Source organism: Nakamurella sp. UYEF19 (assembly GCF_040546275.1).
In the GTDB taxonomy this organism is placed as follows: Bacteria; Actinomycetota; Actinomycetes; order Mycobacteriales; family Nakamurellaceae; genus Nakamurella.
In genome coordinates this window covers 60,110-85,625 of sequence record NZ_JBEPNO010000026.1, presented here as the reverse complement: position 1 = coordinate 85,625, position 25,516 = coordinate 60,110, and the positions used below count along the sequence as shown (strand labels likewise).

General features: G+C 66.0%; 24 protein-coding genes. 12 read left to right on the top strand and 12 right to left on the bottom strand.

The genetic code is table 11. The annotated features are described in order from the left end of the window. On the top strand, positions 1-258 hold a 258-nt coding region (locus tag ABIB25_RS24630; RefSeq protein WP_354531174.1), incomplete at its 5' end, for a hypothetical protein. 117 nt (positions 259-375) lie between these two features. Here ABIB25_RS24630 and ABIB25_RS24625 read toward each other — a convergent pair. Next, on the bottom strand, positions 376-1,056 hold the full coding sequence (locus ABIB25_RS24625; protein ID WP_354531173.1) for a GAF and ANTAR domain-containing protein: 681 nt from the start codon (positions 1,054-1,056) through the stop codon (positions 376-378). Between the two features lie 557 nt (positions 1,057-1,613). Here ABIB25_RS24625 and ABIB25_RS24620 point away from each other — a divergent pair. Continuing rightward, entirely contained in the window at positions 1,614-3,251 is a 1,638-nt protein-coding gene (locus ABIB25_RS24620; RefSeq protein ID WP_354531172.1) for a glycoside hydrolase family 16 protein, read from the top strand. A 74-nt stretch (positions 3,252-3,325) separates the two neighbouring features. On the opposite strand, the gene ABIB25_RS24615 is transcribed toward ABIB25_RS24620, so the two are convergent. Further along, positions 3,326-5,017 (bottom strand): DUF885 domain-containing protein, encoded by a 1,692-nt coding sequence (locus tag ABIB25_RS24615; protein ID WP_354531171.1) that lies wholly within the window; start codon positions 5,015-5,017, stop codon positions 3,326-3,328. A 148-nt stretch (positions 5,018-5,165) separates the two neighbouring features. Between ABIB25_RS24615 and ABIB25_RS24610 the strand changes: the two genes are divergently transcribed. Genes ABIB25_RS24610 through ABIB25_RS24600 form a run of 3 tightly spaced genes read left to right on the top strand, consistent with a single transcriptional unit; the run spans position 5,166 to position 7,812 of the window. Then, a complete protein-coding gene (locus ABIB25_RS24610) occupies positions 5,166-5,570 on the top strand; it encodes a hypothetical protein (protein ID WP_354531170.1) in 405 nt (134 codons plus the stop codon). Further along, on the top strand, positions 5,570-6,943 hold the full coding sequence (locus tag ABIB25_RS24605; protein WP_354531169.1) for a glutathionylspermidine synthase family protein: 1,374 nt from the start codon (positions 5,570-5,572) through the stop codon (positions 6,941-6,943). Before ABIB25_RS24610 ends, ABIB25_RS24605 begins: the two co-directional genes overlap by 1 nt. After that, complete coding sequence (locus tag ABIB25_RS24600) at positions 6,940-7,812, top strand: DUF350 domain-containing protein (RefSeq protein WP_354531168.1); 873 nt, start codon at positions 6,940-6,942, stop codon at positions 7,810-7,812. The genes ABIB25_RS24605 and ABIB25_RS24600 overlap by 4 nt, the downstream gene beginning before the upstream one ends. A 415-nt stretch (positions 7,813-8,227) precedes the next feature. On the opposite strand, the gene ABIB25_RS24595 is transcribed toward ABIB25_RS24600, so the two are convergent. The 6 genes from ABIB25_RS24595 to ABIB25_RS24570 all read right to left on the bottom strand — a co-directional run bounded on the left by ABIB25_RS24595 (position 8,228) and on the right by ABIB25_RS24570 (position 13,431). Next, a complete protein-coding gene (locus ABIB25_RS24595; RefSeq protein WP_354531167.1) occupies positions 8,228-8,464 on the bottom strand; it encodes a PIN domain-containing protein in 237 nt (78 codons plus the stop codon). A 113-nt stretch (positions 8,465-8,577) separates the two neighbouring features. After that, complete coding sequence (locus tag ABIB25_RS24590; protein WP_354531166.1) at positions 8,578-9,471, bottom strand: carbohydrate ABC transporter permease; 894 nt, start codon at positions 9,469-9,471, stop codon at positions 8,578-8,580. A gap of 13 nt (positions 9,472-9,484) precedes the next feature. After that, the gene (locus ABIB25_RS24585) at positions 9,485-10,471 is read right to left on the bottom strand and encodes a carbohydrate ABC transporter permease (protein ID WP_354531165.1); all 987 of its coding nucleotides are present in this window, start codon (positions 10,469-10,471) and stop codon (positions 9,485-9,487) included. After that, a complete protein-coding gene (locus ABIB25_RS24580; protein WP_354531164.1) occupies positions 10,468-11,772 on the bottom strand; it encodes an ABC transporter substrate-binding protein in 1,305 nt (434 codons plus the stop codon). The genes ABIB25_RS24585 and ABIB25_RS24580 overlap by 4 nt, the downstream gene beginning before the upstream one ends. Positions 11,773-11,919: 147 nt before the next feature. Beyond that, positions 11,920-12,444 (bottom strand): hypothetical protein, encoded by a 525-nt coding sequence (locus tag ABIB25_RS24575; protein WP_354531163.1) that lies wholly within the window; start codon positions 12,442-12,444, stop codon positions 11,920-11,922. 93 nt (positions 12,445-12,537) lie between these two features. Further along, on the bottom strand, positions 12,538-13,431 hold the full coding sequence (locus tag ABIB25_RS24570; RefSeq protein WP_354531177.1) for an SDR family oxidoreductase: 894 nt from the start codon (positions 13,429-13,431) through the stop codon (positions 12,538-12,540). 129 nt (positions 13,432-13,560) lie between these two features. On the opposite strand from ABIB25_RS24570, the gene ABIB25_RS24565 reads away from it, so the two are divergent. The 5 genes from ABIB25_RS24565 to ABIB25_RS24545 all read left to right on the top strand — a co-directional run bounded on the left by ABIB25_RS24565 (position 13,561) and on the right by ABIB25_RS24545 (position 18,231). Beyond that, positions 13,561-14,151: a TetR/AcrR family transcriptional regulator gene (locus ABIB25_RS24565; RefSeq protein WP_354531162.1), complete on the top strand. Its 591-nt coding sequence runs from the start codon at positions 13,561-13,563 to the stop codon at positions 14,149-14,151. Positions 14,152-14,482: 331 nt separating this feature from the next. Next, positions 14,483-15,154 (top strand): B12-binding domain-containing protein, encoded by a 672-nt coding sequence (locus ABIB25_RS24560; protein ID WP_354531161.1) that lies wholly within the window; start codon positions 14,483-14,485, stop codon positions 15,152-15,154. A gap of 351 nt (positions 15,155-15,505) precedes the next feature. Beyond that, positions 15,506-16,471: a TIGR03557 family F420-dependent LLM class oxidoreductase gene (locus ABIB25_RS24555; RefSeq protein ID WP_354531160.1), complete on the top strand. Its 966-nt coding sequence runs from the start codon at positions 15,506-15,508 to the stop codon at positions 16,469-16,471. Positions 16,472-16,570: 99 nt separating this feature from the next. Continuing rightward, complete coding sequence (locus ABIB25_RS24550; protein WP_354531159.1) at positions 16,571-16,909, top strand: YciI family protein; 339 nt, start codon at positions 16,571-16,573, stop codon at positions 16,907-16,909. 125 nt (positions 16,910-17,034) lie between these two features. Next, positions 17,035-18,231 carry an RNA polymerase sigma factor gene (locus tag ABIB25_RS24545; protein ID WP_502919896.1) on the top strand — a complete coding sequence of 399 codons (1,197 nt, stop codon included), beginning with the start codon at positions 17,035-17,037 and terminating at the stop codon, positions 18,229-18,231. Here the strand turns inward: ABIB25_RS24545 and ABIB25_RS24540 are convergent, their stop codons facing one another. Together ABIB25_RS24540 and ABIB25_RS24535 are read right to left on the bottom strand one after the other, a co-directional pair. Further along, a complete protein-coding gene (locus ABIB25_RS24540) occupies positions 18,232-18,699 on the bottom strand; it encodes a nuclear transport factor 2 family protein (RefSeq protein ID WP_354531157.1) in 468 nt (155 codons plus the stop codon). A 94-nt stretch (positions 18,700-18,793) separates the two neighbouring features. Beyond that, the gene (locus tag ABIB25_RS24535; RefSeq protein ID WP_354531156.1) at positions 18,794-19,612 is read right to left on the bottom strand and encodes an SDR family oxidoreductase; all 819 of its coding nucleotides are present in this window, start codon (positions 19,610-19,612) and stop codon (positions 18,794-18,796) included. Between the two features lie 260 nt (positions 19,613-19,872). On the opposite strand from ABIB25_RS24535, the gene ABIB25_RS24530 reads away from it, so the two are divergent. Next, positions 19,873-20,466, top strand: a complete 594-nt coding sequence (locus ABIB25_RS24530) for a TetR/AcrR family transcriptional regulator (RefSeq protein ID WP_354531155.1) — start codon at positions 19,873-19,875, stop codon at positions 20,464-20,466. Between the two features lie 86 nt (positions 20,467-20,552). Here ABIB25_RS24530 and ABIB25_RS24525 read toward each other — a convergent pair whose 3' ends face one another. Then, complete coding sequence (locus ABIB25_RS24525) at positions 20,553-21,821, bottom strand: sensor domain-containing phosphodiesterase (RefSeq protein WP_354531154.1); 1,269 nt, start codon at positions 21,819-21,821, stop codon at positions 20,553-20,555. A gap of 350 nt (positions 21,822-22,171) precedes the next feature. Here ABIB25_RS24525 and ABIB25_RS24520 point away from each other — a divergent pair, with 350 nt between their 5' ends. After that, positions 22,172-24,133, top strand: coding sequence for a putative bifunctional diguanylate cyclase/phosphodiesterase (locus ABIB25_RS24520; protein ID WP_354531153.1), 1,962 nt, complete (start codon positions 22,172-22,174; stop codon positions 24,131-24,133). 75 nt (positions 24,134-24,208) lie between these two features. Here ABIB25_RS24520 and ABIB25_RS24515 read toward each other — a convergent pair whose 3' ends face one another. Continuing rightward, entirely contained in the window at positions 24,209-25,345 is a 1,137-nt protein-coding gene (locus tag ABIB25_RS24515; RefSeq protein ID WP_354531152.1) for an AI-2E family transporter, read from the bottom strand. Between the last annotated feature and the right edge of the window lie 171 nt (positions 25,346-25,516).

Sequence of the window (25,516 nt, the reverse complement as noted above, 5' to 3'; positions counted from 1 at the left end):
GCGCCACCACCGCACACCGGCCTGCTCACAGTCCGAGCCCGACACGCCGCCGGCGACGTCACCCCCAAACCCGGGTTGTTCAGGAGTCTCCTAGGACGCGGGAAGGCAGATCCCCTGAGACCGACCGAGCAGCGTGGGCTTCGCGAGGTGACCGGTGATGGCGGAAGCAGCCACGGTTGGCGGGTCGGGATCCTGCAAGGTGATGGGGCGCAGGACGAGTCGGTCCCGCCGGCTGCATTTTCAACCGGCGGGACCTGAGCAGGAAGGCGCCTGCAGTCGTTTCCTGCCCATCGGGATCATGCCCGACCTCCACCCAGGTAAAACGAGGCGGACCGGAATCTTGACGCAGTGCGTCGGGCACGAAGCCGTTCGGGCTCAGCTTTGTTTCCTGGCCTGCTTCCCCACCAGGAGGCCCGTCTCGCAGAGCTCCTCGCAGACGGTGCGCAGTTTGACGTTTGCGTCGGCCGAGGCCTTCACCAGCGCGGTGAAAGCCAACTCGGGTGTGATCCGGAACCGTTCCATCAGAATGCCCTTGGCCTGTCCGATGACGTCCCGACTGCTCAACGCCGTGTTCAGGTTCGTCGCCGTGCGGGCGGCAGCAAGTGCGATGGCCGCATGGGCAGCGAACACCCTACCCAAGCTCTGCGCTTCGTCGTCGAACGCGTCGGCATGTCCGATGAGGGTCAGCGCACCCAGCGTCCGGGAGTTCACGACGAGCGGGATGCACAACATGCTGCCGGCCCCCTCCGAGGCCGCAGCCGGCGCGAAACTCGGCCACCTGATATCGGTGGCGACGTCGGGCGCCACGATGAGCTTGCCATCGGCGATCGCATCTCGACAGGGACCCTCCTGCCACTCGTTCTGGAGGGCCATCACCCGACGGGGTACGCCGTTACCTGCCACCACTGCGGCCGAAAGTCGGCCCTGCTGATCGGCGGTCACCACCGCGGCGTGCTGTGCGCCGGGGACCAGTCGGATCGCGCCCTCGACGATCTGGTCCACCAGGTCGAGCGGGGGTGACGCGACATCCTGCAGGGAGAGCGCGAACCTGGTCACGAGTTCAGCGAAACCGAGATCTTCTGCTGCTACCCGGGCAGGACCCGATGCCTGCGGTGTCAGAGAGGTGGAGGCGGTGCGGTCGAACACCGGATGGCCTTTCGCCGGTAGCTGCGTCGGCACGTTGTTTGACCGACGCCGGGGACGTTACTTCTTGGGAACATCTCTTTCTACGGGTGAACTATGCAAGGCAGGGTGGATGTGCTTCGTTGCCCGACCGACCATCCCGCCGTGTTCGCGACCTGGATGTCAGCACTCTGAGGTACGGACCACCCGAGGCCGGTGGCATGGTGACGATCTCGGACAGCCGCCTGTGGTCCTCGGCCCACCCGACGTGCTCAGCAGGTTCCGCGAGCATCCCGTTCGGATGTCGCCGAGCCATCCCATGACACCGTCGCGGCCAACGAAGCCTGGCGTGGCGATCACCTAAAGTTACAGAAGCTGAACCCTTGACTGCGCTCGGTAATCGTTACTACGTTGAGTGTGCAGTCATCCACAGAAAGTGTTCATCGTCCAGGGCCACGGTCGACGAATTGGGTAGCCAAGGGGTCTTGATCATGCAAAACCGAACTGCCCGTCGTCGATCGATTGCCAGGCGGTCCGCCACCTGCGCCGGCATCGCATCCATCGTCGCCGCCACCCTCGTCACGCTGGTCGCCCCGGCCTCCGCGGCCGGCACCACCTACACCAGCAAGTCGCTGAACTACACGGTCAGCGGCAGGACGGTGACCGCAACCAGCGTCGTCGCCGCATCCACGCCGGTGACCGCCACCTCGGCCGGCATCTGCGCGCTGAACTCCACCAACGGATCGGTGGACTTCTCATTCACCTCCAACGTCACCATCTCCACGAGTGGCACCACGATCGCCGCCAGCAGAACACTGAACCCGGGCAGCTACACCTACTGGGCCTGCGCAAAGGTCAACGGTGGCTGGCCGACCATCGGTCCGCGTCGGACACTCGTCGTGCCGGCCACCGGCCCGACGTCCGGTCCGGGTCCGACCACACCGGTTGCGACCACAACGACGCCGACCACACCGGTTGCGACCACATCGACGCCGACCACACCGGTTGCGACCACATCGACGCCGACGACGACCACCACGACGCCGGCGCCCGGCTCTTCCACCTCCAGCGGTCCACCGACGACGACTCCGAGCACCTTCACCAACGGCGTCTACACCAACATGGGCCTCTCTGCCGATGTCTCGAACCGCACCATCACCGCGACCACCGTCATCGCCGCCTCCACCCCGACCACGGCCACGGTCGCCGGGATCTGCGCCCTCAACTCGACCAACGGCGCGGTCGATTTCCCGACCACGGCCAACGTGGTGCTGACGCCGAGCGGGACCACGATCACCTCCACCCGCGTTCTGAGCCCCGGCACCTACACCTACTGGGGATGCGTCAAGGTCAACGGCGGGTGGCCGACGGTGTCACCGCGCCAGACCTTCTACGTGGACCCCACGGTGGCAGCACCGACCGCTCCGGCTCCCGTCGACAGCGGCCAGGCCATGCCCATCGGCGACCTACCGGGCTGGAAGCAGGTTTTCAGCGACGACTTCACCACTGACGTTGCCATGGGCGGGTTCCCGGGCTCGTACGCCTCCAAGTGGACCGCCTATGACGGATTTCAGGACAGCTCGGGCAACGGGATGTACTCGAAGGACATCCTCTCGGTCCACAACGGCAACCTCGACATGTACCTGCACACCGAGAACGGGAAGGCCCTGGGCGCCGCCCCGGTTCCGTTGGTCACCGGCAAGTGGGGCGGCCAGACCTACGGCCGCTTCAGCGTGCGCTTCCGATCCGACTACCTCCCGCACTTCGGGACGGGCTGGCTGTTGTGGCCGGACAGCGGCAACTGGGACGACGGCGAGATCGACTTCCCCGAAGGCGGTCTGGACCAGGTGATGTCCGGCTACGTCCACTGCATCGGACACGCCAGGGACAACTGCAGCTACACCAAGCCCGGCACGACCTACTACGACTGGCACACCGCGACCATCGAATGGCGGGCCGACCGGGTCACCATGATCCTGGACGGCAAGACGATTCTCAACGACACGGTGGACGTCCCGGTGAACCCACTGCACTGGGTGATGCAGGTCGGTACCAGCGGTGGCAAACCGGACCCGGCCACGGCCGGTCACCTGCTGATCGACTGGGTCTCCATCTACACGGCGGTCTGAGGCGACAAGCAACCTCAGCACGCCGCCGCCCGAGCGCACCAGCGGCGCCGCACATCCGAAGGCCTCCGGCACCCTCATGGGTGCCGGGGGCTTCTGGTGTCCGCGCCGGACAACAGCTTCCGCAGCGGCGCCAGGCCCATCGGCCCGAGTGACAGCAGATCCCGGTGAAACGCCCGGAGGTCGAAGTCGCTGCCCAGCAGTCGTTGTCGGCTTGTCCGGACTTCGTCCAGCAGGCGCGCCCCAACCTTGAACGCCAATGCCTGACCCGGCCATCCAAGATAGCGCTCGACCTCGAAAGCTGCTGTTGCCCTGTCGATCCCGGCGGTCCGGGCGAGAAATTCCACGGCTACATCGGGGGTCCAGTCGCGCTCCTCGAGTAGCCCGGTACCTCCGGGGATCGCACGGCCGGTGTGCAGTCCCAGATCGATGACGATGCGCGCCGCCCGCCAGATCTGCGCGTCAAGCACTCCGAGATATTCGGCGTCGCCCCGGACCAACCCGAGTTCGACCGCGAGTTGTTCCGCGTAGTGAGCCCACCCCTCCGCGTATCCGTGCACGTGACACAGGTTGCGCTGCCAGGGATGCAGGTGTTCCAATCCGGAAGTCACCGCGAACTGCAGGTGGTGGCCCGGCAGACCCTCGTGATGAATGCTGCTCACCTCCCGCCAGGTCGGCACGGTGGTGGTACCCGGCGGGACCGACCACCACACCCGCCCCGGGCGGGTCAGTGCCTGGTCGGCCGGCGCGTAGTACATCACTCCGGAGCCTGCGGTCACCATGGCCGCACGGACGGGAGCCCCCCGTTCGGGAATGTCGAAGTGCCTGCCCTGCAGAGCTTCGAACGTCGAATCCAGCCGATCCTGCAACCACCGGACCAGCTCGTCGCCGACCGCCACCGTCGCGCCGGGGAATCGGTCCAGCATCTGCCGCGCCGACGGGAGGTCATCGGTGCCGGTCGCCCGCTTCGCCACCGAGGCAGCCGCGGTCGTCAGGCGGCGCAGCTCGGACCAGCCGTACTGGTACAGCTCGTCGAGATCGACGTCGGCGCCCAGAAAGGCCGATGACGTCACCTGATACATCTCTGACCCGACGGCGTCGGACTGGTCGGCGCCGGGCAGCAGCTCGCGGCGGAGGAACTCGGCGAACCCCGCGGCCGCGGCAGACACCTGATCGGCGGCCGCGACCAACCGGGCCCGCAGGGACGGGGATCCGGAGAATCCCCGGACCAGCCGGCGGTAGAAGTCGGTGCCGGCCGGATCGATCCAGGAGTCGACCGCGGTCGCCATCCCGTGTACCTGCCGGGCCGCGACACGGTGTCCACCTCGGGCTGAGTGGCCGAGGGTGTCGCTGTATCGGGAGTAGCCGGTAGCTGCCGCCGTCAGGTGATCGGCGATACGAACCCAGTCGTCCTCGGAGTCGGCCGGAAGGTCGTCGAACACCTGCCGCAGCAGGTGCACCGGCGTCGCCAGCGGAGCCAGGAGGCTGGTGGTGAAACCCGAGTCGTAGAGGGCGGTGTCGGCCGTCAGTCGTTCGGCGAGCGCAGTGGTCAGCGGGTCGCCGGCCAGATCGGTGGAGATCTCCGCCAGCGCCCGTCCGTCCGCGGCACGCCGCTGCGCGAAGGCCTCCGGTCCGAGATCCGGGATCAGCGACGGCGGATCCTGGCCGAGTGCCTGCGCGGCGGACGGATCCAGACCCCGGATGGACTCCAGGTATCGATGCGCTATGTCGCGACCGGCCGCTTCGCCCGGAGGACGCCCGTCCTGCACCAACTGCCTCCCTCCCCACCACGCAAACCAACTTCCCTCGAGACCGTAGTAAACGGCGAGTTAACCCACGACGTCGGGTGCAGAGGTGCTACAAATGCCGGGGTCACCAGGAGGGGTTGCGGTGGCCGTGCCCGAGGGAGGAAGGCTTTTGTCCGAACAACCGCGTCAACGGCGGAATCTGCATCTCGTGCAGTCGGCGCTGGCCGGCGTCCTGGTCCTGCCGAGCCTGTCGGCGTGCAGCAGCAGCAGCGGGTCCGACCAGTACGCGAACTGCGTGAACCCGCAGGGTCAGGTCGTCGCCGACTACTACTGCGACGACGCTCGCTACTACGGCTCGGGCGGCGGCTTCTTCATCTTCATGGCCTCGACGCGCTACTCCAGTGGCAGCGTGGTGCCGTCTGGCAGCCGCAGTTCGTTCATCAGCCCCGGCGACACGTCGGCCCGCTCCCGGGCGGGTTTGCCCAGCAGCGGCAAGGTAGGCGGTACCTCGGTGCGCAGTGGCGGCATCGGCAAGGGCAGCGGCGGCAGCAGTTCCCACAGTTCGGGTAGCTGATGAGGCGTCACCAGAACGGCGCTTTCCGGCAGGCCTGGCAGACGCAGATCGAGTCCGAGGGTCTCGTCTACTCGATGACCAATGTCGGTGGACAGGATGTCTCCTACTGGCGGGAGGCGCAGTACTACTCCTTCACCACTTCGGAGACCGAGTACCTGGCCGACGCCGCGAACACTCTCTTCAGCATGTTCGTGGCCGCCGGCGACCACATCATCGAGAACAATCTGTTCGACAAGATGGGTATTCCGGCCTGGGCCGTCCCGGCGATCGTCCAGACCTGGAACGACGAATCGACCCCCGGCCGCTTTGCGCCCAGCATCTACGGCCGTTTCGATCTCCGCTACGGCAACGACCCGGAACTGCTGGCCGCCGATCCGACCCTGGCCGACCCCAAGCTGCTCGAGTTCAACGCCGACACCCCGACGTCGCTGTTGGAGACGGCGGTGATCCAGTGGAACTGGCTGCTGCAGAACGACGCTGCGGCTCACCGTGATCAGTGGAACAACGTCTACGACGCCCTGGTCAAGGCGTGGACCCGCAACATCGACCTCATGCGGCGGCGGACGGGCCGGAAAATCCCGATTGTCCATTTCGCATGGAGTTCGCTGGACGAGTCGGGCGAGGACAAGTTCAACGTCCTCTGCATGGCCGACGCCGCGCGGGAGGCCGGCCTCGAGGTCAAATTCCTCTTCACCGAGGAGATCAAGATGGCCGAGACACAGGACATGACCCCGGAACCGATGAACGGTGTGGCCGTCACGCCGTGCCGGTTCTACGACGTGGACGGCGACGACATCGAGGTGATCTTCAAGCTGTATCCCTGGGAGCAGCTCAACGAGGACGCCTTCGGGAGGTCGGTGCTCTGGAACACGCTCCAGTCAGGTCCCCACTCGATGCTGTGGTCGGTGTTCGGCATCGAGGGCACCACGTGGATCGAGCCGCCGTACAAGATGATGTGGAGCAACAAGGCCATCCTGCCGGTGTTGTGGGAGATGTATGGGGACGACCCCGAACGGTCGAAGTTCCTGCTGCCGGCCTATTTCTCGGGCGAGGAGCCGGCGGGGTTCACCAGTTACGCCGAGAAACCTTTCTTCGGCCGGGAGGGCGCCAATGTGCGCCTGGTGGAGGCGGGCCGCATGGTGGATTCGCAGCCAGGGCCCTACGGCACCGAGGGTTCCATCCGACAGGCCTATGCGCCGCTGCCGAACTTCGAGGGCCTCGACGGCCCGCACCATCCGGTGCTCGGCGTCTGGATGGTCGACGGCGAGGCCGTCGGCCTCGGCCTCCGGGAATCGGCCGGACTCATCACCGACAACCAGTCCTTCTTCGCGCCGCACTGCATCATCGAGAACGAAAGCGGGATGACCGTATGAACGTCCTGACCACCAAGTACGACCTGCCCGGATTCGGCGCCTACGCCGTCGCCGGGCTCAAGATCGTCGTCGTCGTCGCGTTCCTGATCGCCCTGTGGGCGGCAATCGATCGGCTGACCGCTTTCGACGACGAGAAGGAGCTGTTCGAGCGCCGCAATCTGGCCTACGTCGTCGTGCGTGTCAGCATCCTGCTGGCCCAGGCCATCGCGCTGCTGCCGCTGGTCGGGACGGCCGGCGAGACCGTCTGGGGCGACCTCGGACCGCTCCTGGCGTGGGGAGCCGGCGTCTCGATCGTTCTGCTCGCGCTCAACTGGGTCTTCGACGCGACCATCCACCACCACGGCGGCATGGACTCCCTGGCCACCGGGACCGTCGCCGATGCCATCACGAAGGGCGGGTTCTACCTGGCGTCCGGCCTGATCTTCAACGCAGCACTGAGTGGTACCGCCTCCAGCCTCGGCCAGGCGATCGCCGCCACCATCGTGTTCTCGGCGCTCGGGTTCCTCGCCCTGCTCCTCGGGTACGTGGTGCTGGGACTGATCGGCCCGTTCCGCCGCCGCAAGCAGCTCGGCGACAACAACCTGGCGGCGTCCGTGATCAGCGCCGGTCTGGTGATCGGGCTCGGCTTCGTCCTGCGCCTGGCCATTGCCGGCGACTTCACCGGCTGGGCCGCGGGTCTGGTGGGCTTCGCCGTCACGTTCGTGCTGGGATACGTCCTGCTGGTCCTGCTGATCTTCGTGGTGGACCTGCTCGTCGTCCGCAGCCACAACCTCCGGGAGATCGTCACCCAGAACGAGGTGGCGGCGGCCTGCGTGATGGCCGTGATGCTGATCGCGGTGGGCCTGACCATCGGCAGCGTCGCGATCTGACATGCCTCTGCGATGGACTGGCACCGAGCGCAGGAGATTCGCACCTTCACCCGTATCGAGCGAGTTGCGGGGATCACAAAACCGACGAATCGGACATAGATCAGCCTTTTGCTACCCGCTCGACCACTGACGGTCGGTCTCGGCATGTCGCGCAACACCACGCGGCACAGTGGAGCGAGTCGAGACCGCGCATCCGTCCGGACGTCGATCCGACCGCGACCGCCGTGCGATCCGCCACCTCGACTGACCGCTAGACGGCGTGGACGACCAGGTAACGATCGAGTCCTGCAAAATCATCTGGATTCCGGGTGAACAGCGGCACGTGATGACCCACCGCAGTCGCGGCGACCAGCAGGTCCGCAGGCCTCCGCCGCGGCTGCCGTACGGCCGACCGGACCGCCGCGTAGAGCAGCCCCTAGTTGCGGGCGCAGGCCGCGTCGAACGGCAGCGGGACGACCGCGGACTCGGCCCACTGGATCCGCTGCTGGCGGATCGCCCGTTCGGTGGCGTCGTCCGTTGCATGGACTCCAGCCGCCAGTTCCGCCATGGTGATTGCAGTGATCGCAGAACTAGTCGGGAGCAGGCGCGGTTCTATGAACGCGAGATCGATGACAACAGAGGTATCCAGGACACCCACGGGAGCAGCGGTCACAGGGCAATGTCCTGGTCCACCACGGCATCCAGGTCGTCACGAAACCGCTGCGCATTCTACGGCGATCGGCTACGAACTGCTACAGGTTGCGACGGCTAGGTCGCCGATCCGCTTCAGCGGATACCGCTGCGTGCAAAGCCCTGGACGAAGTAGCGCTGGAAGATGAGGAACAGCACCACCATCGGCGTGACGTTGATCAGCGCGAAGGCCATCGTCCCGCCGTAGTCGGAACCGAACTGGCCCTGCAGGTAGAGCAGCCCGATGGGCAGGGTGAAGAGTTGGTTCTGCTTCAACGCGATCAACGGCCAGGCGAAGTCGTTCCAGGTCTGCAGCACGCTCATGAAGAACAGGACCGCCAGGAGCGGACGGGACAGCGGCAGCACGATCCGGACGAAGACCCGCAGGTGCCCGGCACCATCGATCCGTGCGGCCTCGATCAGGTCGCGCGGAATGGCCAGGATGAACTGCCGGGCCAGGAACACACCGAAAGCCGAGGCCGAGGTCGGTAGGATCACCGCCCAGTAGCTGCCGTACAGACCGAGCGCCGTGACCAGTTTGAACAGGGTCACCATGATGACCTGGACAGGAATCATCAACGTCGCCAGACAGATCAGGAAGAACAGACTCGACCCGCGGAAACGTAGATGGGCGAACGCATAGCCGGCCAACATGCTCACCGTTACCGTGATGGCCGCGACCACCAGCGCAATGGCGACGGAATTCCCGAACCAGGTGGCAACCGGAAAGGACGAGAGCACCTGCCGGAAATTCTCCAGCGTCAACTCCCGCGGCCACAACCGCAATTCGCCGGCCAGCAGGTCGACCCGCGAGGAGAAGGCGACGACGACCATCCAGTAGAGCGGGAAGACCAGCACCACGCTCACCACGATCGCGGCCACCACCCGCGACGCCCGGCCACTTCGCTCTCGGCGACGACGACGTCGCCCGGCATCCACCTCCCCGCGTCCACCCGACGAGACATCCTGCCCAGCAAGGATTTGAGACATCACCGTCCCCCTCTCATTCGACGAGATCCCGATTGCGGCTCAGGCGCCACTGGACTGCGGTGAAGATCATCATCAGCAGGAGCAGCACCATGCCGATGGCGGCGGCGTAGCCCTGGTCCCTTGTCACGAATCCCTGGTCGTAGGCGTAGGTGACCAATACCGACGTTGCGTTCTCCGGTCCGCCCCCGGTCATCACGAAAATGATGTCGAAGACCTGGAACGAATAGATGACGTTGAGGATCAGCAGGAAGAACGAGGAGGGACCGACCAGCGGAACGGTCACATAGCGGATCCGTTGCCAGGCACCGGCACCATCGAGCCGCGCCGCCTCGTACAGCTCCGGGCCGATGCTCTGCATCCCAGCGAGATAGATGAGCATGTTGAAACCGACTCGCCACCACAGCGTCACCAGGACGACGGAGGCAAAAGCGGCTGCGCTGCCCGACTGCCAATGGACGGCGGGAAGGCCGATGAAGTCGAGGAGCTTGTCCAGCACGCCATTGTTCTCGTCGAACAAGAGGAGTCCGAGCAGCGCGGTCGCCACCCCGGAAATGGCCATCGGCGTGATGAGAATCGAGCGGAACAGCCCACGCGCGGGCAGGACCGAATTGAGCAGGACCGCGATGCCCAGACCGAGCGCCATCGAGACCGGCGTGACGACGACGGTGAACACGACGGTGTTCACCGTCGACCGCCAGAACAGCGGGTCGCTGAACAGGTGACGATAGTTCGCCAGCCCGACGAAGGCGCCGGCGCCGAATCCGTTCGTCTGCTGGAGGCTGACGACCACCGCCCAACCCAGCGGGAAGAGCACGAAGACCAACAGCAGCAACATGTTCGGCGCCAAGAACGCGTAGGCGGTCAACGACTCGCCAGCCGTACCAACCCGTCGACGAGACATCCTCCCGCCGCGTCGACGGGTGGGCACGGCGGGTCCAGCGAACGGCGGTGCCGCGGAGATCTCCTCGCGAAGTTCGTCGACGTCCCGGCCGGTCGTCACTTGGCCGGCGCCGTCGCCGCGGCGATTCCCGTCGTGATGCCGGCGACGGTCTTGTCCGTGCTCTGTCCCCCGAGAAACGCCTGCTCCAGTTGATCCTTGAGCACCGTGATGATCTTGGACATCGACGGCGAGGCGACCTGCCCGGAATCGGCCGGCTGCACCGTGCTGGCCTGCCCGATGAAGACCGGGGAGAGTTCGGGACGGACCGCGAACTTGATGCCGCCGGTGACGAGGTCGCGGCGGGTGGGCAACAGCGACGCGCCGGCGCAGAAGTTGCTCATCTGCTCCTGCTGGGTCAGGTAGTCCAGGAAGGAAGCGGCCAACGCCGGCTGCTTGGTCGTCGCGGTGGCGACCAGAGCGTTACCACCGAAGTCGCTGGCAGCGCGGCTCTTCCGCGGCGAGAAGGTCGCGCCCCACTCGAACGTCAGGGTTTTCGTCGCGTCCGGGATGGCAAAGGCGCCGGAGGACACCATGGCAGTGGTCTGGGAGTACCAGAGGTCCGCCGCGAGGGTCGACGATTTCGTCGAACTGTTCGGCGGCACGAACCGTTGCGGGAAGAAGCTCTTCGTGAAGTCGATGGCCGCGCGGCCCGCATCCGAGTCGATGGCCGGCTGGATCAGGTCGGTCGACAGGAACCGACCGTTGCCCTCGAACAGCCAGCTGAGCCAGCGGGTGACACCGTTGCCCTGCCAGTTGTAGGCGAACGGGTATTTGGTGGACGGCATGTTCTTGCGCAGCGTCTGCAGGACCTGTTGGAACTCGTCCCAGGTCCACGCCTTGTCCAGGGTGGTGGGCACCGAGGTGATGCCGGCGGACTGGAGGGCCGCCTTGTTGTAGAGAATCGCGGACGTGTCGGTGTGGTGCGGCACCCCGTACGGCTTGGCCGCGTTCTGCACGGCCGCCCACGCCGCCGGAGTGAAGCGGTCACCGAAAGACTTGTCCACGTGCGACGTCAGGTCCAGGAGCTGGCCGCTCCCGGCGTACCGGCCGAAGGTGTAGTAGGGCACGCGGAAGATGTCCGGCGGGTTGCCGGCCTGGAGTTGCGCGTCGATGTTGGTGAACATCTGCGCATAGGGAACGGCATTGAGCGAGACCTTGGACCCGGTATTGGCCTTCTCGAATGCCGCGATGGCAGATCGGAAACCCGCCAGCTCGCTGTCGGTCCCCCAGGTGGTGAAGGTCAGCGTGTTGCTGTCGGTCGGCCCGACCGAGTTCGAGGTGGTGAAACCGCAACCTGCCAGGAGAAGCGGCGCGGCGGCGGCCCCGGCCGCTCCGAGGAAATGACGTCGACTGATCTGCACCCGTGCCTCCATGAGTTACCGGACCCTGAAGAGGGTCGACGATGGCCGGCACGAGGGTTTCGAGGCCAGCCAGCGGTCAGTACCCGCTGGGTGGCCGGCCTACGCGGATGCCATCTCCGGAGCACGACTCTACTCGTCCGGCCTGGTTCAGCCCTCCTGGGACTGGTCCACCAGAGCATGTCGGGTGTCGAACCGGGCCCCGGATTCGTCCAGGTAGCGCAGGATGTTCGCGATGAAACGTTCCCGGAGCACGGGGATGGCGACCTTGATCGCGACGGTGGCCGGGAACTCGAACACGGACAACCAGAACGGCAGACGAGCTTCGAAGAGCCAGGTCACCGAGGTCCGCAGGTCGGCGTCCGGGCCGGATCGGTCGACGCTTTCGGTGTTGTCGTCCATCCAGACCGTGGTGGCGGCCCAGATTCCTGCCTGGTGGCCGGAAGCCTCGACCCGGCTGCCCGGTTCGAACCGGGTGACCTTGCCCGTCACGGCCAGGACCAAGCCCGGTAGATCCAACGTCGCGGTGACCCGACCCCCATCGACCAGCTTCTCCGCGTCCGGACCGAGGCGAACCCCGGCCGCCGTCGGCCAATTGGCCTTGACCATCCCGGCAGCGAAGACCGCGTCGCGCGGGTGCCCGCACACGGTCTCCACGCCCTGGAACCTGATCATGCGAATACGTTAACTTTTGTCGAGCGCCCGCGTGGGGCGTTTCGGCAGGTCCATCCGAGCCGACTGCGAATCCCTCTCGGAAGGCGCGCCATCTCACGCAGGGTAGGCGCCGTTGTCGAGGTCCTGGAGGAGCGTCGGGCCGGTGGGGGTCCAGGCGAGAAGATCCTGGGTCGCACCGCTCGTCGCCGTCAGATCCATGCCGAAGAAGGTACCGATCCATCCGAAGTGCGCGTGGACGTTCTCCGGGTCGATCGACCTGACGGGCAGGCCGAGAGCACGACCGATGGCGTCGGCGATGTCACGAGTCGGGATCCCGTTCTCGGCCACTGCGTGCAGACGTGTGCCGGGCGCGGCCTTCTCGAGTCCCAGGGCGACCAGGCGCACTGCGTCGGAGCGGTGCACGGCCGCCCACCGGTTGGTGCCATCCCCGGGGTAGCCGGACACACCCTGCTGACGGGCGATCGCGGCGATGGCCGCGACGAAGCCGTGGTCGCCGGCGGCATGAACGGTCGGCGCAAACCGCAGGCTGACCGTGCCGACGCCGCGGTCGACGAACTCGAGCGCAAGGTTCTCACTCCCCCCGCGTGGCGACTCGGGGCCGTGGAACGGGGACGGGTCGCTCTCGGCTGCGGGCCGCCCCTGGGTCAGTGCGGCGACACCCGAGGCCAGCAGGAAGGGACGGTTGCTGCCAACGAGGGCATCACCGATCTCCTGGACGGCCGCCCGCTCGGCTGCATTGGACGCGGCCGGGTTGGACCAGTCGTGCTTGTTCGCGAGATGGATGACGGCGTCAGCATTCTCGGCACCACCCCGAATGCTCTCGAGGTCGTCGAGATCGCCCCGGCGGACGCGGACGCCCTTGGCCCCGAGGGCCGCGGCCGAGCTGTCGGACCGGGCAAGCCCGGTGACGTCGTGCCCGGCGGCGAGTAGCTCGTCGACGGTGGCGGAACCGATCCAGCCGGAAGCTCCGGTGACGAAAACGTGCATGTCGATGATCTCCTTCTGCTCCGCCGACGAGCGGAACATCGTCATGAATCGAGCCCAGCCGACTGATGTCAGCCACAGACATGACCGTACACGCTGACGACAGTCACTGCCATCACTAGAATGGACCCCATGGTGCGTTGGGAGACGGGGGCGACAGAGCGGTTGCAGGTGGCGGCCCTCGAGTTGTTCACGACCCAGGGATTCGAGCAGACGACAGCGGCGGAGATCGCCCACGCCGTCGGCCTCACCGAGCGGACCTTCTTCCGCCACTTCAGCGACAAGCGGGAAGTGCTGTTCTACGGGCAGGACCAATTCGTCCAGGTATTCCTGGACGGTGTCGATGCCGTCCCGTCACCGGCCGCACCGCTCGAGGTCATCGCCTCCGCCCTCCGGTCGGCGACGGCATTCTTCCCGGACGGCCGGCGGCCGTACTCCCGGGCGCGGCAAACCGTCATCGATCAGAATCCCGCGCTCCAGGAACGCGAACGGCACAAACTTGCCGGCCTGGCCACAGCCGTCGCCGGCGCTCTGAGGGAGAGGGGCATCAGCGAACCTGGCGCCACCCTCGCAGCGGAATCCGGCGCCACCGTCTTCCGGATCGCGTTCGCGCAGTGGATCCGCGCCGGGGAGGAGCGATCCCTCGCCGACATCGCCACGGGTGTTCTGGACGAGTTGGGACACCTGACCCGGCGCCCTTTGCCAGACCCCGAGAGTGCCTGACGCGCCGCAGATCAGGGCTTGAAGGTGGCCGAAACGGACGGCGGGAGATTCGACAGTGCAGGATCTGGTATTCCAGCTGAACACGATCCGTTGGGCCGACAGACTTTTGTCGGCGCCGGGAGACACGGCGCTGGCCAGACATGGCCAATGAGCGTCTGCGGTGCCAGATCGGTCCCGGCACGGACCGGCGACAAGGTCGGAAGCTATGCAAGAGCGGCAGGAGTGGCGTCGCCGGGCGAATGATGCGGCACAGTCGACGAGCAGTGCTTCTGACGTCCCGAGGGCCTGCCTCGATCGACTGGTCCTGGCCCAGCGAGGGAAGGATTCGCCCGTGAGTGAAGACGGACCGGCCGCCACCTGCCGTCGCGAGGTCCTGGATGCGTCGATCCGGCTGGATTCGGTTGGTATCACCCGAGTTCTGAGCGAGGCCGCAGCCACCATCGGGGTGGCGGTCTGCATCGACGAGGTCGTCCTGCCGACCATGCGGCAGATCGGGGTCTGGTGGGCGGCCGGCAACTACAGCATCGCGCAGGAGTTGATGACCACCGAGACGGTGCGGGCGTGGCTGGACGAGCTCAGCACCAGAGCACCGGTACCCACCCACCGACGCCCGGTGTTCCTGGCGTGCGGGCCCCGGGACCGACATACCCTCGCCGGCGAAGCACTTGCGCTGCTCCTGCGGTTGCAGGGTTGGCACTGCCGCGTGTTGGGCGCCCGGATCTCGGCCAGCTCCTTGATGTTCGCGGTCGCAGCGACCCCGCCTGCGGCGGTCGTGGTGACCTCTCACCTCGCCGCGCACCGCAGCCACGCCCTACCCGCCATCACCGCAGTCCACGACAGCGGAACGACCGTCTTCTACGCGGGCAACGCTTTTGCCACCTTCGAGAGCCGAGAAGGGGTGAAGGGCACCTATCTGGGCAATCACATCGGGGATGCGTGCACCCTGATTCGAGGCGTGATCGAACCGCGTCGCGCCCCGGGGGCAACTGCTGCCTCCCGATGAGACCTGATGGGGCCACGAGCACCGCGCCCGCGAGTAGACCAGGGTCGGCCTCGACCACCTCGGTTTCCTCCTTCGGACTGGCGATCCTGTCGCTGCAGGATCCTGATGGCATCAACCTCGAGTTGACTGCCCGTCTCGGCTGACCGCATCCAGAACCGGGGCACCGAAGTCGCTTTCGATCCACTCGCCGATGGCACACGGATCCCTCCCCGGCTGTCCGGACATGGATCTCCTCGTCGCCGAATCCGCCGCCTTTTACCCCGTCATCGGCTGGCCCAAACATCTTGGAGACGCTTGCACAGAGAGGAAAGCTGTTGTCACACAATTGTTCTGCTCTGGCATCATGGTCAGATGACGTCCATCGGATACACCCTCATGACCGAGCAGGCCGGCCCTCGCGAACTCATCCGGCACAGCGTCGCTGCCGAGCAAGCCGGCTTCGACTTCGAAGTCAGCAGTGACCACTACTTCCCCTGGCTCGAGGAGATGGGCCACTCTCCCAATGCCTGGGTGACGCTCGGCGCGGTGGCACAGGCGACCGACGGCATCGCTCTCATGACCTACGTGACCTCTCCGACCTTCCGGTATCACCCGGCAGTGGTCGCTCAGCAGGCGGCCACCCTGCAGATCATCTCCGGCAATCGGTTCACCCTCGGGCTCGGATCGGGCGAGGCCCTGAACGAGCACATCGTGGCCACCGGGTGGCCGGGGGCGAACGTTCGTCAGGCCAGGTTGGTCGAGGCCATCGACATCATCAACCAGCTGTTCGACGGTGGCTCGGTGAACTACCAGGGCAAGTATCTGCAGGTCGATTCGGCCAGGCTCTGGGACCTGCCCGAAGTCCGTGTGCCGATCGGGATCGCCGTCTCCGGAAGGCAATCCTGCGAGACGTTCGGACCGATCGGCGACGTGATGATCGGCATCGACCCGGAACCGGAACTGACTGGCATGTGGGACCAGTTCAGCGGCAGCAAGTCGCGCAAGGTCGCGCAACTGCCCATCTCCTGGGACTCGGACGTCGAAGCTGCGACGACGCGTGCACACGAATTGTTCCGTTGGAGCCTGCCGGGCTGGAAGGTCAACGCGGAGCTGCCGAGCCCGGCTGCCTTCGCCAGCGCCGCCGAGACGACCCGTCCCGAGGATGTCGCCGAGGTCATCCCGTGCGGCAACGATGTCGGCGCCGTCGTGGCCGCGGCGAAGAAGTTCTTCGATGCCGGCTATACGGACCTGGCACTCGTGCAGGTCGGCGCCGACCACCAGACCAGCTTCTTCGAGGCTGCCACCGCCGAGATCCTGCCCGCGCTCCGGAAACTCTGACCCGGCTCGATCTGCGGCCGTCTTTGCGAGGGGATGTCGGATCGCCGATCTGCCGATCGTCTTAAGGTTCGTACAGCCACTGACGAGAAGGAGACCTGCATGAAGTACCTGATGTTCGTAGCCACCGACACCGACCCGGACGCCGATCCCCACGCTGCCCCGGACATCGAGGCCTGGTTCGAGGACGTGAGTTCCCGGGGCAAGTGGATCATGGGCGATCGGTTGCGACCGCGTGAGGATGCCACCACGGTGCGCGTCAGGTCGGGCGAACTGTTGCTGACAGACGGGCCGTTCGCGGAGTCCAAGGAGTGGGTGGTCGGATTCGACGTGCTCGAATGCGACGATCTGGACGAGGCGATCGAGATCGCCTCCAAGCACCCGATGGCCCACCACGGCCGCATCGAGGTCCGGCCGTTCTGGCCGATCGACGAGGGCTGAGGCGCGTCGTCGACCTGGAGAGCGAAGCGGCGGTGGCGGACCAGGAGAGCGAAGCCGCGGGAAACGTGCACCAGGAGAGCGGAGCCGCGCGGACGGGTGACGTCGCGGCCACCCTGGACCGTGCGATGGTCGAGGGGAGGCTGCGCATCGTTGCCGGCCTCATCCGGCTCACAGGCGAATGGGAACTGGCCGAGGACTGCGTGCAGGACGCGGCCATCCGCGCCCTTGACAGTTGGCCGCGAGACGGTATTCCGGACAAGCCGCTTGCCTGGTTGACCACCACCGCCCATCGGCGGGCCGTCGACGTCTTGCGCCGACGGCGCACCGAACGGGAGAAACTCGTTGTGCTGCAACGAATGAGCGAGCGGGATCCCACCGAGATGAACTCCGGGGACGACCGGCTTGCGTTGCTGTTCACCTGCTGCCACCCGGCTCTGCCCCTCGCCGGTCGGGTCGCGCTGACCCTGAAGACGGTGTCCGGATTGTCCACCCGGGAGGTGGCAAGGGCCTTTCTGGTTTCCGAGGCCACGATGGGCCAGCGACTGCTACGGACCCGCAACAAGATCGCCCACGCCGGAATCTCGCTCCAGGTACCCGCGCCGCACCGGATGGCCGAGCGGACAGCGGGCGTGCTGGCCGTCATCTATTTGTTGTTCAACGAGGGGTATTCGGCCACGGATGGGGACGGTGTGCGCGATGACCTTGCGGTCGAGGCACTCACTCTGTCCTCACTTCTCGCCGCGCTGCTCCCGGATGACGACGAGGTACATGGTCTCCGGGCATTGTTGTTGCTGCAGCAGGCGCGTCGCGCGGCGCGGGTCGATGCCGTCGGCGATCTGATCCCGATGGACGAGCAGGACAGAAGTTGTTGGAACCAGCGCGAGATCGCCAACGGGATCAGCAGTCTGCTGACGTCGCGAAGATCAGGAAGGCCGGCCGGTCAGTACCGATTGCAGGCCGAGATCGCCGCCGTGCACAGCACCGCCCCAACCCCGGACGAGACCGATTGGGGACGGATCGTCGAGTCGTACGACGCGCTGCTGCGTCTGCAGGATTCACCGGTGATCGCGCTGAATCGTGCTGTGGCCATCGGGTTTCGCGACGGGCCCGAGGGTGGGTTGTCGTCAATGGCGCAGGTCCAGGCTGATCCGAGACTGGCCGGCTATCACCTCATCCCGGCGGTCAGAGCCGATCTGCTGCGCCGGGCCGGCCGCGCGTCGGAGGCGATCGAGGCGTACCGGGGAGCTCTGGAACAGGCCCGGACCACTGCCGAGCGTCGATTCCTCCATCGCCGGCTGCGCGAACTGGGTGGTCCGGCCTGATCACTGCAGGGGGATGTCGTTGCCCGGTCCGCGTTGGTGATCGGGACGAGGGCCGAAGTAGCGTCGTTCTGCTTCGGTGATGGCGACGTCGTTGATGCTCGCTTCACGACGTCGCATCAGGCCGAGCCCGTCGAATTCCCACAACTCGTTGCCGTAGCTGCGATACCACTGCCCGTCGTGATCGTGGGATTCGTATTGGAAGCGGACGGCGATGCGGTCGTCTCCGAAGGCCCAGAGACTCTTGCGGAGCACGTAATCGAGCTCCCGCTCCCACTTGTCGGTGAGCAGCTGCACGATCGCGTCCCGTCCGACGACGAAGGAGTCCCGGTTCCGCCAGACGGAGTTTTCGGTGTAGGCGAGCGATACACGGATCGGATCACGGCTGTTCCAGGCGTCCTCGGCAGCCAGCACCTTCGCGGTGGCGGTCTCCAGGTTGAAGGGCGGCAACGGCGGGCGGGCCTCGGGCATCGGGTCCCCATTTCGCTGGTCGGAGGCTGATCAATGAATTCCAGATCGGGTGGTCGCTCCCGATCGCGGCACGCTACCGCCCTGCTGACTGACGTCAGGCGCCGTAGGCCTCCACCGAGATCGGCTGCCAGTGGTTCCAGGTCGCCAGACGTGACTCGTAGTCCTTGGTGGCGATCTCGAGCGGCGTCCTGCCGAAGAAGATCCGCAGTGGCGGTTCCTCGGCGTCGACCACCTTGAGGATGGCGCCGCGGGTCGCGACCGGGTCGCCCGGAGCGGCCGCCGAAGGTCGATTCTTCGCCGCCTCCCGCACGTCGGCGTACGCCGCGATCTCGTCGCTTCGCTTCGCCGAGGGTCCGGACCAGTCTGTGGAGTACCCCCCGGGCTCGATCAGCGTCACCTTGATGCCGAATCCGGCGACCTCCTGGGACAGTGCCTGGCTCAGCCCCTCGAGCGCCCACTTCGACGCGTGATATGCGCCTACCGTCGGGAAAGCGCTGATCCCGCCGATGCTCGACACCTGGATGATGTGCCCTGACCCCTGGCCGCGCATGATCGGCAGCGCCGCCTGGGTGACCCACAAGGCGCCGAAGAGGTTGGTCTCCAGCTGCGCGCGGGCTTCCTCCTCCGTCAACTCCTCGACCATGCCGAAGTGGCCGTAACCGGCATTGTTGATGACGACGTCCAGCTGCCCGAACCGCTCGGCCGCCTTGGCGACGGCATCGAAATCAGCGGTTCGGTCGGTGACGTCCAACTGGATGGGCAGGAACGCGTCGCCGAACCGGTCGACCAATGCATCCAGCGTGTCGAGCTTCCGAGCGGTGGCCGCGACCCGGTCACCGCGCTCGAGAGCGGCTTCCGCCCATTCCCGACCGAAGCCCTTGGATGCGCCGGTGATGAACCAGACCCTGCTCATGACAATCCCTTTCATTCATCCGCCGCCGCCGCGGCAGGTGTCACCTGCTCTTCGATTCGACAGTAGCGCCGATCGGACCACGGCGTGGAACAGCACCTTGGTCCGCTGATCCTCGCAGCTGTCGAGCCTTTGGCCATCCGTGGACGGCACCAGCTCACCCGGTTGATGGCAGCGCATGGAACCGACACTGCCGGCCGACGGGATCAGATCCAGGAGTCTGAATCAATCCGGTCGTCTACGGGTAATGGCACCAAATGACCGTGAAGGCGAGGACGGGCCTGACCCGCGAGCGAATCGTCGACACCGCGATCCGTCTCGCCGGCACGGAGGGCCTGGACAGTGTTTCGATGCGGCGCATCGGGAAAGAACTTGGCGTGGAGGCCATGTCCCTCTACTACCACCTCCCGAGCAAGGCTGCGCTCTTCGTGCTGATGGCGGATCGCTCGGTCGCCGCGCTCCCTGAGCCCGACCGAGAGCAGCCGTGGGACGTACGACTGCTCGAATTGCTCCAGTCGGCCTACCGTGCCGGCGTCAGCAACCCGGCGGTGATGCCGGTGATGGCCTCCGCAGTGGACCAACCGCAGGAGGTTCGGCGGGTATCCGTCGACGAGTCGGCGCCCACCCTGCTGTTGGTCCGAAAGGTCGAGTCCCTCCTGGCCGAGTCCGGCCTCCCCGATGTGGGCCGCTCGAGTGCCCGTCGCGGACTCATCGCTCTGGTCGTCGGCGGGATCATGCTGGCCGTCGACGGGCTGCTGCCCGGGCAGCTGAAGGAGGATTCACCTGCCGATGCCGATCACGAGATCGGCAACAGTTTGCGGGCATTCATCCACGGAATCAAATTCACTTCTTCCTGAAAGCCGACACGCTGGAATTCCCCAAGAGATCGCTGTTCGCGCTCCCCGACATCGCTCCCGCACGAAACGGTCGAGGCCGGTGACCCTCATGCCCTATGCGTAGGTCCCGGCGTGTTCAGGGCGTCGTCGACGGCGCCCGCGGGCTGGGGAGGCGACCACAGGTAACCCTGGGCATAGTTGCAACCCAGTTCATATGCGAGCGCAGCATGTTCCGGCTTTTCGATTCCTTCGATGGTGGTGACCAGTTGCAGTTCTGAAGCCAGGCCGGTGACGGCCCTGGTCAAGGCGTTGCCCAGCCGGCTGCCCAGCGCGATCGATACCGCACGGTCGATCTTGACGCCGCTGACCGGCAGCCTCAGCAAGTAGTCCAGAGCGGACCAGCCGGTCCCGAAGTCATCGAGCCAGACCCCGAATCCCGCCTCCCGCAGCTCCCCGAGCACCTGTGCGGCGCGGACCGGGTTGAGTCGGGTGGTTTCGGTGATCTCCAGATCCACGGCCTCCGGCGACACCCCGGCCTTGAGCACGGCGTCGTTGATTGCGGCTGCGCTCTCGTCGATGTTGAAGTGGCGACTGGACAGGTTGACGTTCACCCGCAGATCGGGGTTGATCTCCTGCCAACGGCGAAGGTCCGCCACTGCCCGACGCATCACCAGCAGGTCCAGATCGACGATCAGATCGGTGTCCTCGGCCAATGGAACGAACCGCCTCGGATCGTGCATCTCCCCGGAGGGGTGTTGCCACCGGGCGAGCGCCTCGAACCCGACGGTGCGACCCGATGGGAGGTCCACGATCGGCTGGTACCAGGGGACGATCTGCTCCTGGGCGATTGCTTCGGCCAACTCGGCGACAGCGAGCTCCCCATCGATGCGCTGCTCGTCCAGACGCCGCACCAGGTCCAGTTGGTCCTCCACGATCCGACCGAATTCCATGAGCCGGTTGGCGACATCCGGGTCGATGTCGTGCGGTCGAGGGTCGATGACGCACAACGCTCCGACGATGAAGGACTCCCGGCCTGCGAGGGGTACGCCGATGTAGCAGCCGATTTCCCCGCGAACGACACTCGGCAGGTCAGCAAACCGTGGGTCGGCTCGAGCATCGGGCACTTCCAGAGGTCGCCCCGAGTTGACCACCACATCGCAGAGCACCTCCTCCCGCGCCAAAGGCACCCCGCCGCCCGCTCCGATCAGGTTGATGGTGTGCCGGGTCGTCGTGTCCAGGATGTTGATCATGGCCGTCGGGAAGCCGAGCGTTCGGGCGGTCAGCGCCACCGTCGTCTGCAATCGCGCCGAGGCCGGGCCGTCGTCGAAATAATGCGCCGCCGAGCGGCCCTGCAACCTTTGCTTCTCGGTGGTCACTGGATTCGCGTTCCCATTTTGCCAGTGTGAACCATCAAGTCACCACTGACTGTAAATCACCTGGACGATCCCCGCCTTACACACGATCGGTCCAATCAGATACCATGCTCGCGATTTGCGGGTATTTTCCCAGGTGCCCTTCCCCCAACGCCTGGGCGTGCAGAGTTGGACGTTCACCAGGCAGAACACCTTCACTCGTTCGGTCCGATTGCCTCTGTGGCTCACGAGTGTCAGGGGACGACCTCAGAGCACGCTCTGCACGACGTGAGTCACGCCAGTGTTTGCCGGCATCGCCCGTCGGGCACTGCGCGACAAGAGTGTGACCACTCGAGGTACCGAAAATCGAATTGATGACACGGGTGCCGAATCCCGCGCACCGCGCGTGCCGGCCGCGCGAATCTCCTGGGGCGAGAAGAGTGGAGGTCGTCATCGACGTAGCGGAGTGGGCCAGTTCGTCCGAACGGGCAGGGATCGAGGAAGCGGCGAAGTTGGCGGTGGTACTTGCGGGGTTCGCCGCCACCATGCTGACCGACTTTCCGATACAGAGCATCCTGGATCAACTGGTTCACCGCATCGTCGATGTGCTGCCGGTATCAGGAGCCGGGATGACACTGATCTCCGACGGCGCGGCGCCGGCGTACCTCGCGGGGTCGGATGCGGTGGCGCACCAATTCGAGCAGCTGCAGGCAGATCTGAACGAAGGTCCATGTGTGCTGGCCTACCAGCAGGGCGCCGCCGTGCACATTCCCGATGTGAGAACCGAACCCAGATTCCCGCGGTTCGTGAGGGCAGCAGCCGGACTGGGCATGGAGTCCGTCTATGCCTTCCCGCTGAGGCACGGCGGAGTTCAAATCGGTGCTCTCGATCTCTACACCGCTGGGCCGCTCACGGAGTCGGCACTGGGAACGGCGCAGATTCTGGCCGATGTGGCCAGCGCCTACCTGATCAACGCCCGTGGCCGCCGGGATCTGCAGGACGCGCGGGACCGTGCCGAGCAGACGGCGTTGCACGACGCCCTGACGGGTCTGCCCAACCGGATCCTGCTCGTCGACCGGATGGAGAACGCGTTCCGACGCAGCCGTCGCAGCCGCTCCGGGACCTCCGCCCTGTTCCTGGACCTCGACCGGTTGAAAGCGGTGAACGACACCTATGGTCACTCGGTGGGTGATGAACTGCTGACCGCGGTCGCGGTCCGGTTGACCCAGGCCATCAGGCCGGGCGACACCCTGGCCCGCATCTCCGGTGACGAATTCGTCGTGCTGTGCGAGGACCTCCGCACACCGGCAGATGCTGTCGTCATCGCCAATCGCCTGCTGGCCGAGATCAGCAGGGGGTTCAGCCTTTCCACCGGCCCGCTGATGGTCACCGCCAGCATCGGCATCGGCTACGCGGCTCACGGCGCTCACTCCTGCGAACAGTTGTTGCAGGAAGCCGACAGCGCCATGTACCTGGCCAAGCGGGGTGGCGGCGACCGACTGCAGGTCTTCGACGAAACTCTCCAGCTCTATGCCGACACGCAACTCGGACTGCAACGCGACCTGCACGAGGCCCTGTGCCGCCAGGAACTGCGCAATGCCTATCAACCGATCATCGACACCGGCACCGGCACCATCGCCGGATTCGAGGCCCTTGTCCGATGGCATCACCCGCAGCACGGCCAGGTCCCTCCGTCGACGCTGATCCCACTGGCCGAACAGAGTGGGCTGATCTTTCCGCTCGGCGAATTCGTGCTGCAGCAGGCCTGGGTGGATCACTTTCGCTGGTCGAGTACCGACTCGAACGAGCGGCTGACCATGTCGGTGAACGTGTCTCCCGATCAACTCACCGCCGTGGGCTTCACCGACATGGTCGCGTCTCTCCTGCACCGCTCCCCCGTCCGGAACAACAGATCACTGGTCTTGGAAGTGACCGAAACGCTGTTCATCCGCGACACCGAACGGGCCGTCGACGTGCTGTCCGACCTCAGGGCACTGGGCGTATCGATTGCCCTGGACGACTTCGGCACCGGCTACTCCTCTCTGAGCTATCTGGACCGGTTCCCGGTCGACGTCATCAAGATCGATCGCTCCTTCATCTCCCACCTGACCAGACCATCCACCCTGGCCATCGTCAAGGCCATGACTGCACTGGCCCATGACCTGGGCATCACCGTCGTCGCCGAGGGCGTCGAAACCGCCGAGCAATACCGGATGGTCAACGACCTGGGCTGCGACAATTGCCAAGGTTTCTATTTCGCTCGCCCGGTACCAGCTCGAGAAATCGATCTGATGATGGGCAAACCGCAGCCGTACGCTCCCGTATCGCCGTGGTGACGCATCCGGACGGAAAGGCGGCCCGCCGGTACCCCCGGCCAGTTCCTTGCACCGCCGTCGGGCCCGATCCGGCACCTAGACGGGGTCCGGTGGACCATCGCCAACGGGGGACCGGTGGACGGTCGACCCAGTACGGGAGGTGGCGGCCAGGGACTTGACCGCGGCGTTGGCGCACGCCGCGATCGGGACGGCGAGGAGTCCGCCGACAACACCGAGCAGGATGACGCCGGATGCGATGGCCAACACGACTGCCAACGGATGGAGACTGACAGCCCTACCCAGGAGCACCGGTTGGAGCACATGGCCCTCCAGCTGCTGGACTGCGATCACCACCGCCAGAACGATGATGGCTTTGACGAGACCGACGGTGACCAGGGCGACCAGAACCGCAACCAGACCACTGATCAGCGCCCCGATGATGGGGATGAAGGAAGCCAGGAAGACCAGCGCGGTCAGCGGGATGGCAAGTGGCACACCGAGGATGAGAAGACCCAGACCGATTCCGGTGGCATCGACGGCGGCAACCAGAACCGTGGCCCTGACATAACCGGTGAGCGTCGCCCAGGATCTGTCGGCGGCTTCGGAGACCCGGGCCCGGGCCCGCAGGGGCATCAGGCCGACCATCCAGGTCCAGATCTTGCGGCCGTCGCGCAGGAAGAAGAACAGGGTGAACAGGGCCAGCACCAGGCCGGTGACGATGTGAGCGACGGACGTGGCAGTGCTGATCGCTCCGGTGGTGAGAACGCCCTGGTTGTCGACGGCCACCTTCTTCAACGACGTGACGGCAGAGTTGATCTGGTCTTGGGACAGCTTCAACGGACCGGTCACGAGCCAGTTCTGGACCTTGTCCAGACCGCCACCGGCCTGGCTGACCAGATCCTTGGCACCGGAGGCGAATTGTCGGATCACCACGGTGACCAAGGTGATGACCAGCACGAAGCCGACCACGAAGACCGTCGCCGAAGCCAGGCCCTGCCGCCACCCCTTGTCGACCAGGAACTGGCGCACCGGCGTGAGCAGCGCGCTGAGCAACAACGCCACCGCGATCGGAATCGTCACCTCCGACAGGTAGCCGACCATGAACAGCAAGACGCCCACTGCGGCAACCACGGCCAGGAACCGCCAGGCCCAGGAAGCGGCAATGGCCATCCCTGTCGTGACGGTTGAAGAATCCTCACCCTTGGTCTCGGTGTTCGTGTTACCGCTGCTCATGAACTTCCCCCTGCTGGGTTGTCGGTGGTGGTCATCGGCCAGGCGTTCGATCCACGTTGCCACAGATTGCCTGGCAGACGGACCTCGCCCGGTCTGTCCGCCCCCACCGCCGAGGCTGACTACGAGGCCCGGCGGCCAGGAGCTGACCAGGGCCGGTCAAGAAATGTGTGT